This window comes from Lentzea kristufekii, from assembly GCF_033949925.1.
Taxonomy (GTDB): Bacteria; Actinomycetota; Actinomycetes; order Mycobacteriales; family Pseudonocardiaceae; genus Lentzea; species Lentzea kristufekii.
The window spans coordinates 19,399-32,453 of the sequence record NZ_JAXAVV010000043.1 but is presented as its reverse complement, the minus strand read 5'-3'; the positions used below and the strand labels follow the sequence as shown (position 1 = coordinate 32,453).

Annotated in this window: 13 protein-coding genes; 4 read left to right on the top strand and 9 right to left on the bottom strand. The window is 68.3% G+C overall.

Translation table 11 applies throughout. The features are described from left to right. Positions 1–23: 23 nt before the first annotated feature. Positions 24–1,586 (bottom strand): FAD-binding oxidoreductase, encoded by a 1,563-nt coding sequence (locus tag SK571_RS44460; RefSeq protein ID WP_319990134.1) that lies wholly within the window; start codon positions 1,584–1,586, stop codon positions 24–26. Between SK571_RS44460 and SK571_RS44455 the strand changes: the two genes are divergently transcribed. Next, the gene (locus SK571_RS44455) at positions 1,585–2,160 is read left to right on the top strand and encodes a TetR/AcrR family transcriptional regulator (protein WP_319990133.1); all 576 of its coding nucleotides are present in this window, start codon (positions 1,585–1,587) and stop codon (positions 2,158–2,160) included. The two genes, SK571_RS44460 and SK571_RS44455, sit on opposite strands and share 2 nt — an antisense overlap. Continuing rightward, positions 2,157–3,542, top strand: a complete 1,386-nt coding sequence (locus tag SK571_RS44450) for a glycerol-3-phosphate dehydrogenase/oxidase (RefSeq protein ID WP_319990132.1) — start codon at positions 2,157–2,159, stop codon at positions 3,540–3,542. Before SK571_RS44455 ends, SK571_RS44450 begins: the two co-directional genes overlap by 4 nt. 57 nt (positions 3,543–3,599) lie before the next feature. Here SK571_RS44450 and SK571_RS44445 read toward each other — a convergent pair whose 3' ends face one another. From SK571_RS44445 to SK571_RS44435, 3 genes are read right to left on the bottom strand one after another with little or no spacing between them, the layout of a single operon-like run. Next, on the bottom strand, positions 3,600–5,285 hold the full coding sequence (locus tag SK571_RS44445) for a WXG100 family type VII secretion target (protein WP_319990131.1): 1,686 nt from the start codon (positions 5,283–5,285) through the stop codon (positions 3,600–3,602). Continuing rightward, positions 5,282–5,590, bottom strand: a complete 309-nt coding sequence (locus SK571_RS44440) for a hypothetical protein (RefSeq protein WP_090007421.1) — start codon at positions 5,588–5,590, stop codon at positions 5,282–5,284. The genes SK571_RS44445 and SK571_RS44440 overlap by 4 nt, the downstream gene beginning before the upstream one ends. Before the next feature lie 19 nt (positions 5,591–5,609). After that, entirely contained in the window at positions 5,610–6,062 is a 453-nt protein-coding gene (locus SK571_RS44435) for a YbaB/EbfC family nucleoid-associated protein (RefSeq protein WP_319990130.1), read from the bottom strand. 129 nt (positions 6,063–6,191) lie between these two features. On the opposite strand from SK571_RS44435, the gene SK571_RS44430 reads away from it, so the two are divergent. Both SK571_RS44430 and SK571_RS44425 read left to right on the top strand, forming a co-directional pair. Beyond that, a complete protein-coding gene (locus SK571_RS44430) occupies positions 6,192–7,100 on the top strand; it encodes an ABC transporter ATP-binding protein (RefSeq protein WP_319990129.1) in 909 nt (302 codons plus the stop codon). Then, positions 7,097–8,278, top strand: coding sequence for an ABC transporter permease (locus SK571_RS44425; RefSeq protein ID WP_319990128.1), 1,182 nt, complete (start codon positions 7,097–7,099; stop codon positions 8,276–8,278). The genes SK571_RS44430 and SK571_RS44425 overlap by 4 nt, the downstream gene beginning before the upstream one ends. Here SK571_RS44425 and SK571_RS44420 read toward each other — a convergent pair. The 5 genes from SK571_RS44420 to SK571_RS44400 all read right to left on the bottom strand — a co-directional run bounded on the left by SK571_RS44420 (position 8,268) and on the right by SK571_RS44400 (position 13,043). Then, on the bottom strand, positions 8,268–9,512 hold the full coding sequence (locus SK571_RS44420) for a cryptochrome/photolyase family protein (RefSeq protein WP_319990127.1): 1,245 nt from the start codon (positions 9,510–9,512) through the stop codon (positions 8,268–8,270). The genes SK571_RS44425 and SK571_RS44420 overlap by 11 nt on opposite strands. Before the next feature lie 44 nt (positions 9,513–9,556). Next, positions 9,557–9,895 carry a hypothetical protein gene (locus SK571_RS44415; RefSeq protein ID WP_319990126.1) on the bottom strand — a complete coding sequence of 113 codons (339 nt, stop codon included), beginning with the start codon at positions 9,893–9,895 and terminating at the stop codon, positions 9,557–9,559. Positions 9,896–9,974: 79 nt separating this feature from the next. Next, the gene (locus SK571_RS44410) at positions 9,975–11,288 is read right to left on the bottom strand and encodes a citrate synthase (protein ID WP_051771484.1); all 1,314 of its coding nucleotides are present in this window, start codon (positions 11,286–11,288) and stop codon (positions 9,975–9,977) included. A gap of 226 nt (positions 11,289–11,514) precedes the next feature. Further along, the gene (locus SK571_RS44405) at positions 11,515–12,447 is read right to left on the bottom strand and encodes a carbohydrate kinase family protein (RefSeq protein WP_319990125.1); all 933 of its coding nucleotides are present in this window, start codon (positions 12,445–12,447) and stop codon (positions 11,515–11,517) included. A gap of 5 nt (positions 12,448–12,452) precedes the next feature. Beyond that, complete coding sequence (locus tag SK571_RS44400) at positions 12,453–13,043, bottom strand: TetR/AcrR family transcriptional regulator (protein WP_319990124.1); 591 nt, start codon at positions 13,041–13,043, stop codon at positions 12,453–12,455. Positions 13,044–13,055 lie beyond the last annotated feature (12 nt).

Genomic DNA, 13,055 nt, shown 5'->3' with positions numbered 1-13,055 from the left:
CGGGGAACGCAACAGACCCGCGACTAAACCAACTTCCCAGGATTCAAAATCCCAGTCGGATCAACCCGCTCCTTGACTGCCCGCAACACCTCAACCCCAATAGCCCCGATCTCCTTCTCCAGCCACGGAAGGTGATCGCGACCAACAGCATGGTGATGGGTGATAGTCCCCAACCGGGAGATCGCGTCAGAGGCCGCAGCTTTAGCCCTCCCCCACTGCCCAACAGGATCACCAAGATCCCGAGGCACCAGCACGGTGAAGTAGAGCGAAGCCCCAGTCTCGTAGGCGTGCGAGATGTGGCACATCACCACGGGATTCCCGAGCTCCGCGACCAACGCGTCCCGCACGGCGTCACGCAGTTCGGAGACCCGGGACCAGTGAGTGGCGGTCTCCAGGGTCTCGACGCAGACACCGGCGTCCAGCAGGGCATCCCGCTGCCGAGGCCCGTTGAACCGCCCGTGCAACCACGAAGCACCCATAGCCCGGCCGAGTCGCACGACTTTGCGCCCGCTCAACGCTCTCACGGTCGCGGCACGGGATCGGCACTCCCATCCGAGGATCACCAGACACGGCTGCTTCACCCCACGCAACCGCAGGTACTTCTTGACCAAATCAGCCTTGGAACCAGCCATCTCCAAAGCGACCTCAGTCTCATCCACATCGGACAGACGAGTGATGTCAGCCAACGCCCCAGCCTGAGCCAGCGACCGCACAAGCGAAACCCCAGCCTCCCACCCGTCAACGACAAACCCCTCATAACGAGGAGCGGAAGGCCGAGGCCGCACCCGAACAGACACCTCAGTGATAACCCCGAACAACCCTTCACTACCCAGCACCAGCTGCTTCAAATCCGGACCGGCAGCAGACGCGGGAGCGGCCCCCGCAACCCACTCCCCCACAGGCGTCGCGACCCGGACCGACTCGACCATGTCCTCGAAGCGCCCATACCCGGACGAGGCCTGCCCAGCGGAACGGGTGGCGGCGAACCCGCCAATCGTGGCCCGCTCGAACGACTGCGGCACATGCCCGAGCGTGAACCCGTGCTCCCCCAACAACTTCTCCGCTTCAGGCCCGGTGATCCCTGCCTGCAACACCGCAACCCGGGACACAGGATCGACAGAAACCAAACGCCCAAGCCCGGCAAGGTCCAACGCCACCACAGCGGACTTCGACCCGCGCAGCGCCTCAACGCCACCCACCACGGACGTACCACCCCCGAACGGCACCACGGCGATGTCGTACTCGACGCAGACCCGGAGCACCTCCAGGACTTCCTCGGGCGAGGCAGGCTGCACCACGGCGTCCGGCACAGCGAGTTCTCCGTGCCCGCGATGACGCAGCAGGTCCAGATACGACAGCCCACCAGCACGCCCGAGCCGATCCGCGTCCTCGACGGAGACCGCGCACACGGCCTCCAGCGCCGTGAACGCGTCCTCGGTCAGCTCGGAGGGAGGCACCACGACGGGCACCTCGGGAAGGGGCTCCCCCAGGCCGACGCGCTGACTCAGCCAAGCCAGCGCATGCGGCGGCAACGGCACGGTTTCGGAGGTCCATCGAGCCCTGGTCACTGCTACAGTGTTACACATGACGTCTCAACGTCACACCCACGACGCTCTGCTCGACGCCACCCGTGAGTGTGTTCTGGAGGTGGGTGTCCGCCGGACGACCCTCACCGACGTGGCGAAACGGGCCAACGTGAGCCGCATGACGCTCTACCGCCGCTACCCGGACGTCGACCACCTCGTCAGAGCCCTGATGACCAGGGAGTTCGCCGCGCTGCTCGAAGAGGTCGAACGGGCAGGCGGGCGGGGCAACGCACGCGAGCAGCTCGTCCAGCGGGCCGTGGACGCCATCCGGCTGCTTGACGCCAACCCGCTGATGCAGCGCGTCCTGCAGCTCGACGCGGACCTGATGCTGCCGTACCTCACCGACCGGCTGGGCAGCACGCAGCGGCTGGTCGAGCAGTTCCTCGTCGCGCAGATCGAGGCCGGGCACCTCGACGGCTCGGTCCGGTTCGGTGACGCCAAGACGCAGGCCCGCGTGGTGCTGCTGAGCACGCAGTCGATGGTGCTCTCGACCAGACCGGCCACCTCCGGGCTCGACTTCACCGCGCTCCTCGACGAGCTCGCCAAACAGCTGGACGGAGGCCTGAAACCGTGAACACGTCCCTGAACGCCGCGAGGCGCCTGCAGGACCTCGAAGCAGCGCAACGGGAGGTCGCCGACCTGCTCGTCATCGGCGGCGGCGTCACGGGCGCGGGGGTCGCGCTCGACGCGGCGTCCCGAGGCCTCAGGACCGTCCTGCTGGAGGCGCACGACCTGGCGTTCGGGACGTCGCGGTGGTCCAGCAAGCTCGTCCACGGCGGCCTGCGCTACCTCGCGAAGGGCGACGTGCGGCTCGCCCACGAGAGCGCCGTCGAGCGCGGCATCCTGATGACCAGGACGGCACCGCACCTCACGCGCACGTTGCCGATGCTGTTCCCCTTGCACGCCACCGCGGGCCACTTCGTCATGTCCGGATTCCGGGCCGGCAACGCGCTGCGCATCGCCGCACGCACGCCGTCGGACGTGCTGCCCGGCCCTCGCCGGGTGCAGCGGCACGAGGCCCTGGCGCTGGTCCCCGGTCTCGACCCGGCGAAGCTCACCGGCGGCCTCCTGAGCTACGACGGCCAGCTCGTCGACGACGCGCGGCTCGTGGTCGCGCTGGCCAGAACCGCCGCCGGGCACGGCGCGAGGATCATCACCCGCGCGAAGGTCAGGACGCTGCAGGGCGACGGTGCCGAGGTGGAGGACACGCTGACCGGCACCACCTTCACCGTGAGGGCCAGGGCGGTGATCAACGCGACCGGCGTGTGGGCCGGCACGCTCGCCCCGGTGCACCTGCGCCCGTCCCGCGGCTCGCACCTCGTGATCGACGCGAGGAGCGCCGGCCTCACCGGCACGGCACTGACCATCCCTGTTCCCGGCGAGCACAACCGCTACGCATTGCTGCTGCCCCAGGCGAACGGCCGCGCGTACCTCGGCCTCACCGACGAGCCGGTGGACGACATCCCGGACGTGCCGCAGGTTCCCGAGTCCGATGTGGACTTCCTGCTGACGACCGCTTCCCACGTCCTGCAACGGAAGCTCACGAGGGACGACGTCATCGGCAGCTACGCGGGCCTGCGCCCGTTGCTCGAAGCCGAGGGCCGGACCGCGGACCTCTCCCGCAACCACGCCGTGCTGACCGCGCCGAACGGCGTGATCACGGTCGTCGGCGGCAAGCTCACCACCTACCGCAGGATGGCGGCGGACGCCGTCGACGCGACGAACCTGACGCAGATCCCCTGCCGCACCAAGGACATCCGCCTGGTCGACGACAGGCCGGCGCCGACCACCCCGATCGCACCGGGCGTCACCGAGGCCGACGTCGTCCACGCGATCCGGCACGAGGGCGCGCTGGACGCCGACGACGTCCTCGACCGGCGCACGCGCATCGGCCTGGTGCCGAAGGACCGCGAGAAGGCCGCACCCGAGATCGAGAAGCTCATGGCGAACGCATGAAGAACGGGGCGCCCGCGAAGGACGCCCCGTTCTCAGCGCGAAGACCTCAGTGCGAGGTCACTCCCCGATGACCGGCTTCGCGGCCTTCGGGGGCTCGACCAGGGACTCGCCCTCGATCCGCACCTTGCGCTTGTGCTCGTTGCTGCCGCCCTGCTGACCGGCTCCACCGGCCATCGGGGCACCACCCATCATCGGCGCCATGCCGGCGCCGCCCTTGGGGCCACCACCAGCGCCACCAGCGGCCGCGGGAGCCGCGGGAGCGGCACCGCTACCGGCCGCCATGACGCCTGCCGCGCCACCGAACTGAGTGGCCGAGGTACCGCCGGCACCACCGCCACCGGCCGGGCCACCGCCGAAGCCGGCGGGCATACCGCCCCCGCCACCTCCGCCGCCGCCCTTGGGCATGGCGCCGCCCGCTCCGCCGCCACCGGCAGCCGCAGCGGACGCGGCGTGGTCGGTGGTGGGGCGGTACCAGTCGGCGTTCGGCGTGGTCGGCGTGGTGCCGATCGCCGGGAGCTTGGTCCCGGTCTCGCCACCGGCCGTCGTGGTCGTGCCGGGCTCCCAGTGACCCGGAACCCACCGGCCCGTACCGCTGCCGGAACCCGCGCCGCCGCCGGCACCGGGCGGAACGTAACCGCCGCCACCACCAGCGCCGCCTCCGGTGTTGCCAGGAGACGTGTAGACGGGACCACCGGTACCGGTGCCGGGAGGCGAGTAGATGGGACGCATGGCGGGGCCACCGACGTTGGTCCCGGGCCCGTTCGGGCTCTGGTAGCCGCCCTGGTCACCGGGGCTCTGCCAGCCGGGACGGACCTGGGCGACGCCGTCGGCGCCGGTCAGCTGCGGACCCGTGTAGCCGCCGTTGGCACCACTGGTGAACGTGCCGCCGGCACCGGCGGACGCGCGGGACTGGTCGTCGGAGCGGATGCCGTCGAAGCCGCCCGAGGTGTTGCGGACGGAACCGCCGCCACCACCCTTGCCGCCGTTCGCCATCGAGGAGATCGCGTCGATGACCTGCTCGGCGACCTTGGCGATCTGCGAGACGGACTTGATCAGGTTCATCAGCTTCTGCACGGAGCCGACGAGCTTCTGCAGGAAGTCGGCCAGCTTCTTCGCGTAGTTGACCGCGGTCGTGACGATGTCCGAGATCGCGCCCGCGATGGCCGCGCCGAACGTCAGGAACGACGCCGCCAGCCACTGGATGATCTTCATGACCATGTCGGACACGGCCTGGCTGATCAGGTCCATGATCATCTTGCGGACCGTGCCGACGAGCTCGCCCGCACCCTTGACCGCCCCGGCGATGCCCTCGACCGACTTGGCGAGGGTCTCCAGGCCACCCGCGTGCCTCTTGGCCGCGGCGCGGTAGCCGTCGGCCGCCTTGCCCTCCCACTCACGGGTCTGCGAGACGCAGATCCGCTCGTACTCGGTCGCGATGCCGTGGACCTGCTTGCCCGCGTTCCGGAAGGACTCGGACATCTTGGCGATCGACTCGGGGCTGCCGAGCAGGACGTCGAACGGCTCGCGCAGGAAGTCGACGTGCTGGATGGCCCAGCTGAAACCGGCGGAGAGGAAACCGCTCAGCGGGTTCGACGCCATGCCGACGATGCCCATGGCCGAGTTCGCGATGCCGAGGCCCGCGTTGACCCAGTCGCCGCGCTCGATGGCGGAGTACGTGTTGGAGATGTTGCTGATCAGCTGCTGGGTGTCGGCACCGTTGGACTGCGTCGCTGGGGCGTTCATCCCCGGCCTCCCTTGAAGCCGAACATGTTGTCGAGGTCGACCTGCTCGTACTGCTCGATGGTCTGCTTGAGACCGCCGGCCATGTCCATCAGCGAGTTGGCGGCCTTGCCGAGGCCGTCCTGCGACAGGCCTGCCTGCTGGAGGACGTTCTGGGCGAGGAAGCCGAGGAAGACGCCGAACGCCTCAGTGGTGAGGGCACCCGGATCACACGTCTCGGTGGCCTTGCGCATCCGTTCCATGAGCCGGTCCACGTTCGCGGCGTGGGTTCTCAGCTCGTCCAGGTCGATGTTGAAGTGCTGCTGCATGCCTAACCCCCTCCTGCACTCAGGCCATGACGTCGGGCGGGTTGGTGAAGTACTCGTCGTCGGGCCGGACGTCCTTGCGCTCCAACTCCGACTTCGGTTCTTCCTCGTCGGTTCCGTCGCCCGCGTATCCGTTCGGCATCTGCGCCTTCACGAACTCGAGCGCGGGGCTGTCGCCGACGAAGTCCGTCATGATCTGCACGACACGCCCGGAGGCGTCGCGCTGGGCCTTCGTGGAGGCCGCGAGCACGGCGGAGGCGATCTCGCTGGGGTCCATGCCGCGGGCCTCCGGCTTGATCTGCAGATCGGTCAGCACGCCTGTCGCGTTGACCGTCACCGTGATCAGGCCGTCTGGCGAGCTGGCGCTGCCACCCACACCACCGAGCTGGTCGCGAGCCTGTTCGGCGTGCTGCTTGGCCTGCTCGATCTTGGCCCCGTACTGCTTGAGCCACTGATCCGGGTCAATGGGCTGCATGGTCACCCCCGTTGAGTGAATTGGTCGTTCGTTCGATTCGCCGTAGACGCCCGTATCGTTTCACCCGTTCCCTGCTCACCGATACTTTCAGTCCGATTACCGCCATCCGGGCTAACGAAGGGGTTCACCGTGCCTGAGGGAGTGCTGGAGATCGACAGGATCTCCAAGCGCTACGGGGAGGTCGTCGCCCTGCGGGACATGTCCTTCGACGTGCGCGCAGGCGAGCTCTTCGGATTCGTCGGAAGCAACGGCGCCGGGAAGACCACGGCCATGCGCATCGCGCTGGGCGTGCTCGTCGCCGACTCCGGCGAGGTGCGGTGGAACGGGAGAACCGTCGACCTCGACACCCGGCGCCGGATCGGTTACATGCCGGAGGAGCGCGGGCTCTACCCGCGGATGAAGGTGCTCGACCAGTTGGTCTACCTGGCCGAGCTGCACGGCATGGGCACCAACGAGGCCCACAAGAGCGCGGAGAACTGGATCGCGCGCCTCGGGCTGCGCGACCGCCGCACGGACGAGGTGCAGCGCCTGAGCCTCGGCAACCAGCAGCGCGTCCAGCTGGCCGCCGCGCTGGTGCACGAGCCGGACGTGCTGGTGCTCGACGAGCCGTTCTCCGGCCTCGACCCGGTCGCGGTCGACGTGATGAGCCAGGTGCTGCGCGAGAAGGCGTCCGCCGGGGTGCCGGTGGTGTTCTCCAGCCACCAGCTGGACCTGGTGGAACGGCTGTGCGACCGGGTCGGCATCGTCAGCGCCGGTTCGATGGTCGCGTGCGGAACAGTGGATGAACTCAGGTCGAGTGGCGAAGCTCGCCTCGTGGTGGAGTCGCCAACGACCGACTGGGCTGCCACGCTGAGTGGCGTGCGGGTGATCGAGAGCAACGGGACGCGGTGCGTCCTCGAACTCGCCGACGGCGTGGACGACCAGGCGGTCCTGCACGCGGCGCTCGCGGCCGGTCCCGTGCACGAGTTCTCCCGGCAGCGCCCGTCGCTGACCGAGCTGTTCCGCAACGTGGTGACCATCGAGGGCAGGAGCGCATGACGTCGGCCCGAGCTGTCTCGCTGGTGGCGAGGCGCGAGTTCGTCACGAAGGTGCGCACCAGGTCGTTCCTGATCGGCACGGCGGTGATCATCGCCGTGCTCGCCGGGTACGTGGTGCTGCAGTCGGTCCTGTTCGACGACCAGCAGCACAGCGTCGTGGGGCTGTCCGGGCAAGCCACCCAGCTCGCAGACCCGTTGCGGGACAAGGCGAAGGCGTTCGGCATCGAGGTCGAGACGCGGGACGTCACGACCGCGGGCGACGCCGAGCAGCAGGTCCGCGACGGCTCCCTGGACGCGCTGGTGACCGGCGCGCCGCCGGAGCTGAAGATGATCGTCAAGGGCTCCGGCGACGAGGTGCTGGCGACGGCGCTGAACGACGTGCTGCGCCAGCAGGTGCTGACCGCGCAGCTCGCGGAGGCGGGCATCAGCCCGCAGGAGGTCGCGCAAAGCCTCGCGAACGCCCGCGTCGCCGTCACCGCACTGGAACCCGTTGACCCGCAACGAGGCCAGCGCCTCGCGATCGGGCTGATCGTGGCCGCGCTGCTGTACTACTCGCTGCTGGTCTACGGCACGATGGTCGCGCAGGGCGTGGTCGAGGAGAAGTCCAGCCGGGTCGTGGAGATCCTTCTCGCGACCGTGCGGCCGTGGCAGTTGTTGCTGGGCAAGGTGATCGGCCTCGGCGCGGTCGGCCTGCTGCAGCTGCTGGTGATCTCCACGGTCGGCCTGGGACTCTCGTCCGCCTTCGACGTGATCGACGTGGGCACGCTGGGCGGTGCCGCGTTGCTGACCGGCGTGCTCTGGTACCTGCTCGGGTTCTTCCTGTACGCCACCGTGTTCGCGGCCGCCGCGTCGCTGGTGTCACGCCAGGAGGAGCTGCAGTCGGTGCTGACGCCGATCAGCATGACGATCATCGTGGCGTTCGTGGCCGGCATCAACCTGATGATCGGCAGCCCTTCCGGCACGACGGTCACGGTGCTGTCGATGCTGCCACCGTTCGCCCCGATCCTGATGCCGGGCCGGATGGCGCTGGGCGTCGCCCCGGCCTGGCAGGTGCTGCTCGCGGTCGTGCTGGCGCTGCTGGCCATCGCGGCGATCACGTGGCTGGGCGGCAAGGTCTACGCGAACGCCGTGCTGCGGACCGGCGCTCGCGTCAAGCTCCGCGAGGCGCTCAGGCTTTGATCGCCTGGTAGCGGTCGAGCGCCACCTGGCGTTCGACCGCGTGGTCCACGATCGGTTCGATGCCGGGCGAGTCCGGTGCGTACTTCCTGACGTAGGCGCCGTCCGGGTCGAACTTCTTGGCCTGCGTCGTCGGGTTGAAGACGCGGAAGAACGGCGAGGCGTCCGTGCCGCTGCCCGCGACCCACTGCCAGTTGTGCTGGTTCGACGCGATGTCGCCGTCGATCAGGTGCTTCATGAAGTGCCGCGCACCCCACCACCACGGCAGGTGCAGGTCCTTGACCAGGAAGCTCGCGACGATCATGCGCACCCGGTTGTGCATGAAGCCTTCCTGCAGCAGCTGCCGCATGCCGGCGTCGACGATCGGGAACCCGGTGCGACCCTGGCACCACGCCTCGAAGAGCTCCTTGTCGTCGTCCAGTTCCATGCGGTCGAACTTGCGGTCGTAGTTCTCGCGCGCGGTCTCCGGCTTGTGCCACAACACGTCGGCGTAGAACTCGCGCCACGCGAGCTCGCTGCGGAACGTTCCGTCACAGTCCTGCAGCAGCGTCCGGGGGTGCAGCACACCCCACCGCAGGAACGCCGACATCCTGCTGGTCGCGTCCAGGTCGGGCCGGTCACGGGTCTCGTCGTAGCCGGCCAGCCGTTCGTCGCGGAACTCCTCCCACAGCGCGAGCGCGTCCGGAAGTTTCTCTTCGACGCCGGGAAGTTCCTCGCTGTGCTCCGGCTCGATCCAGTCCAGAGTGGACGCGTCGGTGTCCGCGGGCTTGCGCCAGCCGTGCTCCAGCCAGGCGCCGCGGAACGGCGTGAAGACCTTGAACGGTGTCCCGTCCTGCTTGCGCACCCGGCCGGGCGCGACCGCGTAGGGCGAGCCGGAACGGACGAGTTCGATGTCCCCCAACGCTTTCTCGACTGCCTCGTCCCGGCGGCGCCCGTACGGCGCGTAGTCCGCGGAGATGTGGACGCCCTCCGCGCCGATTTCCTTCGCGATGCGCGGAACCACCTTCACCGGATCGCCGTGCACGACCATGAGACGGCCGCCCAGTTCATCGTTCAGGGCGTGCAAACAGCGGTGCAGGAAATCGATTCGCGGCTGTCCGGACGGTTTCAGCAACCTGTCGTCGAGAACGAACAACGCGAGTGCGCGAGGCGATCTTTCCGCTGCCGCGAGAATGGCGGGATGATCGGATGTCCGCAAATCACGGCGGAACCAGACGAGCGACGGGGAAGAACTCACCGTTCGACGCTAAAGCGCCCAGAGCGGGTCTGCATGACGAGCGGTCAGGCGACCTCGGCCGCGAGCTCGAGGCTGATCAGCCGCATCATGCGCAGGAGCCGGCCCCAGTAGTGGGCCGCGTAGGGCCGGTAGTGCCCGGACTGCGGATCAGCGAACACCGGGACCACTTTGCGCAGCTCATCGAGGCAGAGCGGCGCCATCCACCGGGCGTGCTCGTTGAGGTCGTCGCCCTTCGCCAGCCAGCTGGAAGCACAGCCGGCGGCATGCACGTCGACCAGGATCAGTTCCACGCCCTCGATCTCCATGCCGCGCTGACCCTTCGGGTACGGCATCTTCCCGTGCTGCTCGTACAGCCGAGCCACCTCAGCCCGCACGTCCGTCACGCACCACCCCCAGGACAAGCGAAAAGGCGCGCCGCCAGTGGCGACGCGCCTTCAGGTTGCCAGAAGAACTAGCCCGTGATCAGCGGTTTTCCATCGCGATGAAGTCGCGCTCGGTCGGGCCGGTGTAGATCTGCCGCGGGCGGCCGATCTTGGTGGCCGGGTCGTTGATCATCTCGCGCCAGTGCGCGATCCAGCCGGGGAGCCGGCCGAGTGCGAACAGCACGGTGAAGAACTTCGTCGGGAAGCCCATCGCCCGGTAGATCAGACCCGTGTAGAAGTCCACGTTCGGGTAGAGCTTGCGGGAGATGAAGTAGTCGTCGCTCAGGGCGGCTTCTTCCAGCTGCTTCGCGATGTCGAGCAGCTGGTCGTCGGCGCCGAGCTTGCCGAGGATCTCGTCGGCGGTCTTCTTGATGATCGCGGCGCGCGGGTCGTAGTTCTTGTAGACCCGGTGGCCGAAGCCCATCAGGCGGACGCCGTCCTCCTTGTTCTTCACCTTGTTCACGAACGACTTCACGTCGCCGCCGTCGTTCTTGATCTTCTCCAGCATCTCCAGCACCGCGCTGTTCGCGCCGCCGTGCAGCGGGCCGAACAGGGCGTTGATGCCCGCGGAGATGGAGGCGAAGAGGTTCGCCTCGGAGGAGCCGACCAGGCGCACGGTCGACGTGGAGCAGTTCTGCTCGTGGTCGGCGTGCAGGATGAAGAGCAGGTCGAGCGCGCGGACCAGGTCCGGGTCGAGGTCGTAGGCCTCGGCCGGGAACCCGAAGGTCATCCGCAGGAAGTTCTCCACCAGGCCAAGGGAGTTGTCCGGGTAGAGGAACGGCTGGCCGACCGACTTCTTGTACGCGTAGGCCGCGATGGTCGGCAGCTTGGCGAGGAGGCGGATCGTGGAGATCTCCACCTGGTTCGCGTCGAACGGCGACAGCGAGTCCTGGTAGAAGGTCGACAGCGCCGACACCGCGGAGGACAACACCGGCATCGGGTGCGCGTCGCGCGGGAAGCCGTCGAAGAAGCGCTTGAGGTCCTCGTGCAGCAGCGTGTGCCTGCTGATCTTGGAGGTGAAGTCCTCGAGCTGGGCGGCGGTCGGCAGCTCGCCGTAGATCAGGAGGTAGCTGACCTCCGCAAAGTTCGAACGCGCGGCCAACTGCTCGATCGGGTACCCGCGGTAACGCAGAATTCCGGCGTCACCGTCGATGTAGGTGATCTCGGAGGAGCAGGAGGCCGTGTTGACGAAACCGGTGTCCAGGGTTACCAGACCGGTGGTCGACAGCAGCTTGCCGAGATCGATGCCGGACGCGCCTTCGGACGCCCGCACCACCTTCATCTCGAGCTCTGCATCCCCGTGGCGCAGCGCGACGGTCTGTGGGTCGGTCGGCGCAGTCGTCGCGTCGGGCATTCAAGTCCCTCTCAACGCTCGGACGGGGTGGCGGCAGTCCACGCTGGGCCTGCCGTCGTCTCGGACCACCCCGTTGGGATCTGAGTCTTCTAAGTTCACTCACGCTAGTCGGCGGAAGGCCCGCCTCGCAGCAGCGGTGTGAACCGATTCTGAGAGATGGGACCGGCATCACATCCGTAATGCCAGTTTCTAGCGCGGCTACCCCACGGTAGTCCGATCCTCCGTTTTATCCACCCAACGCGGCGGTGAGTTCGCTCGCAAAGGGCGGCTCGGCGCCTGCACGGGAACATGTGATCGCGGCCGCCGCACCGGCGTACGTCAATGCGGCGGTCCATTCATCCGTGGAGAGACCGCGGATCTTCTCCGCACTCAACGCGTCATGGTCGTGCAGCCACGCGAGCAGGGCGCCTTGCACCGTGTCGCCCGCACCGATCGTGTCGACCACGTCCACCTTCACGGGCGGCACGTCGACCTGTCCGGTGGCGGTGATCACGGACAGGCCGTCCCCGCCTTTCGTCAGCACGACGGCGGCCGGTCCCTGTGAAATCCACGTCCTTGCGATCTCGATCACGTCGTCCTCCTCGGCGAGCCACCGCGCGTCCTCGACCGAGAGCTTCAGCAGCCCGACGTCCGGCAGCCACGACCGGAACCGCGCCCGATAGGCGCCCGGATCGTGGATCAGGCCTGCCCGGATGTTGGGGTCGAGCGCCGTCAGCAAGCGCTTGCTCTCCCGCCGCAGCACCGTCTCGTAGACCGAGGCACCGGGCTCCAGCACCAGCGACAGCGTGCCGAACGACACGGCCTTCGCCTCCGCCGGCAGCGGACCGGGGTCCTCGACGAGCCGGTCGGCCGTGCCGTCGACGTAGAACGAGTAGCGCGCCGACCCGTCGTCAGCCAGCCCGACGACGGCGAGCGTGGTGTTCTCCGGTCCACGTTGGACCAGATCCGTCGCCACCTCCGACGCGTGCAGCCGCTTGATCAGCTGCTCTCCGAAGTGGTCGGTCGACACCCGCGACAGGAAGCCCGTCGGCACGTCCAGCCGCCCGAGCGCGACGGCCACGTTGTACGGCCCGCCACCGAGCTTCGGCGCGAGCGGTGCGAGCTCGTCGTCCCCCACCGGCACCATGTCGACCAGCGCCTCACCAGCAACCACGATCACGCGCTCTACTCCTTCTGGGAGACCCCGTTCCTCTGGAGCCCATCCAACAACAGTTCGCCCAGCGCGGTGAACGCCTCGGCGTCCGAAACACCTGCCCGTTTCGTGAGGACGCCCGTCTGGATGCTTTCGATGAGCAGCCCGGCCATCTCGGCGAACAACGTCGCGTGCACCTCGCGGAACACGTGCCGCTCGACACCGTCCTGGATGAACGCCTTGATGCGCTCAGCCGCAGCGCGCGCGTTGCGTTCATACGTGGCGCGCGTGGGCGGGAAGTCCGACACGTCCGCGATGAACGCCGCGGACGCCTTGCTCAGCTCCTCGGCGGCTCCGGCGAGATAGCTGCCGATGCGTTTGCGCACGTCGTCAAGGCCCGCGATGCGCTTTTCGATGCGCTCGGCGGCCCCTTTGAAGTACCGGCCGACGACCCTGACGGCCAGCTGTTCCTTGCTGCCGGCGAGCGCGTACAGCGTCGATTTCGAGCAGTGCAACCTGCCCGCGATGTCATCCAGGGTGAGATGCCCGAAGCCCTCGGTGAGGAACAACGCCTCCAACCGGGTGAGCAGCTCGGCCTGCCGCTGCGTGAGCGCCCGCGTCATATGACGACCCTG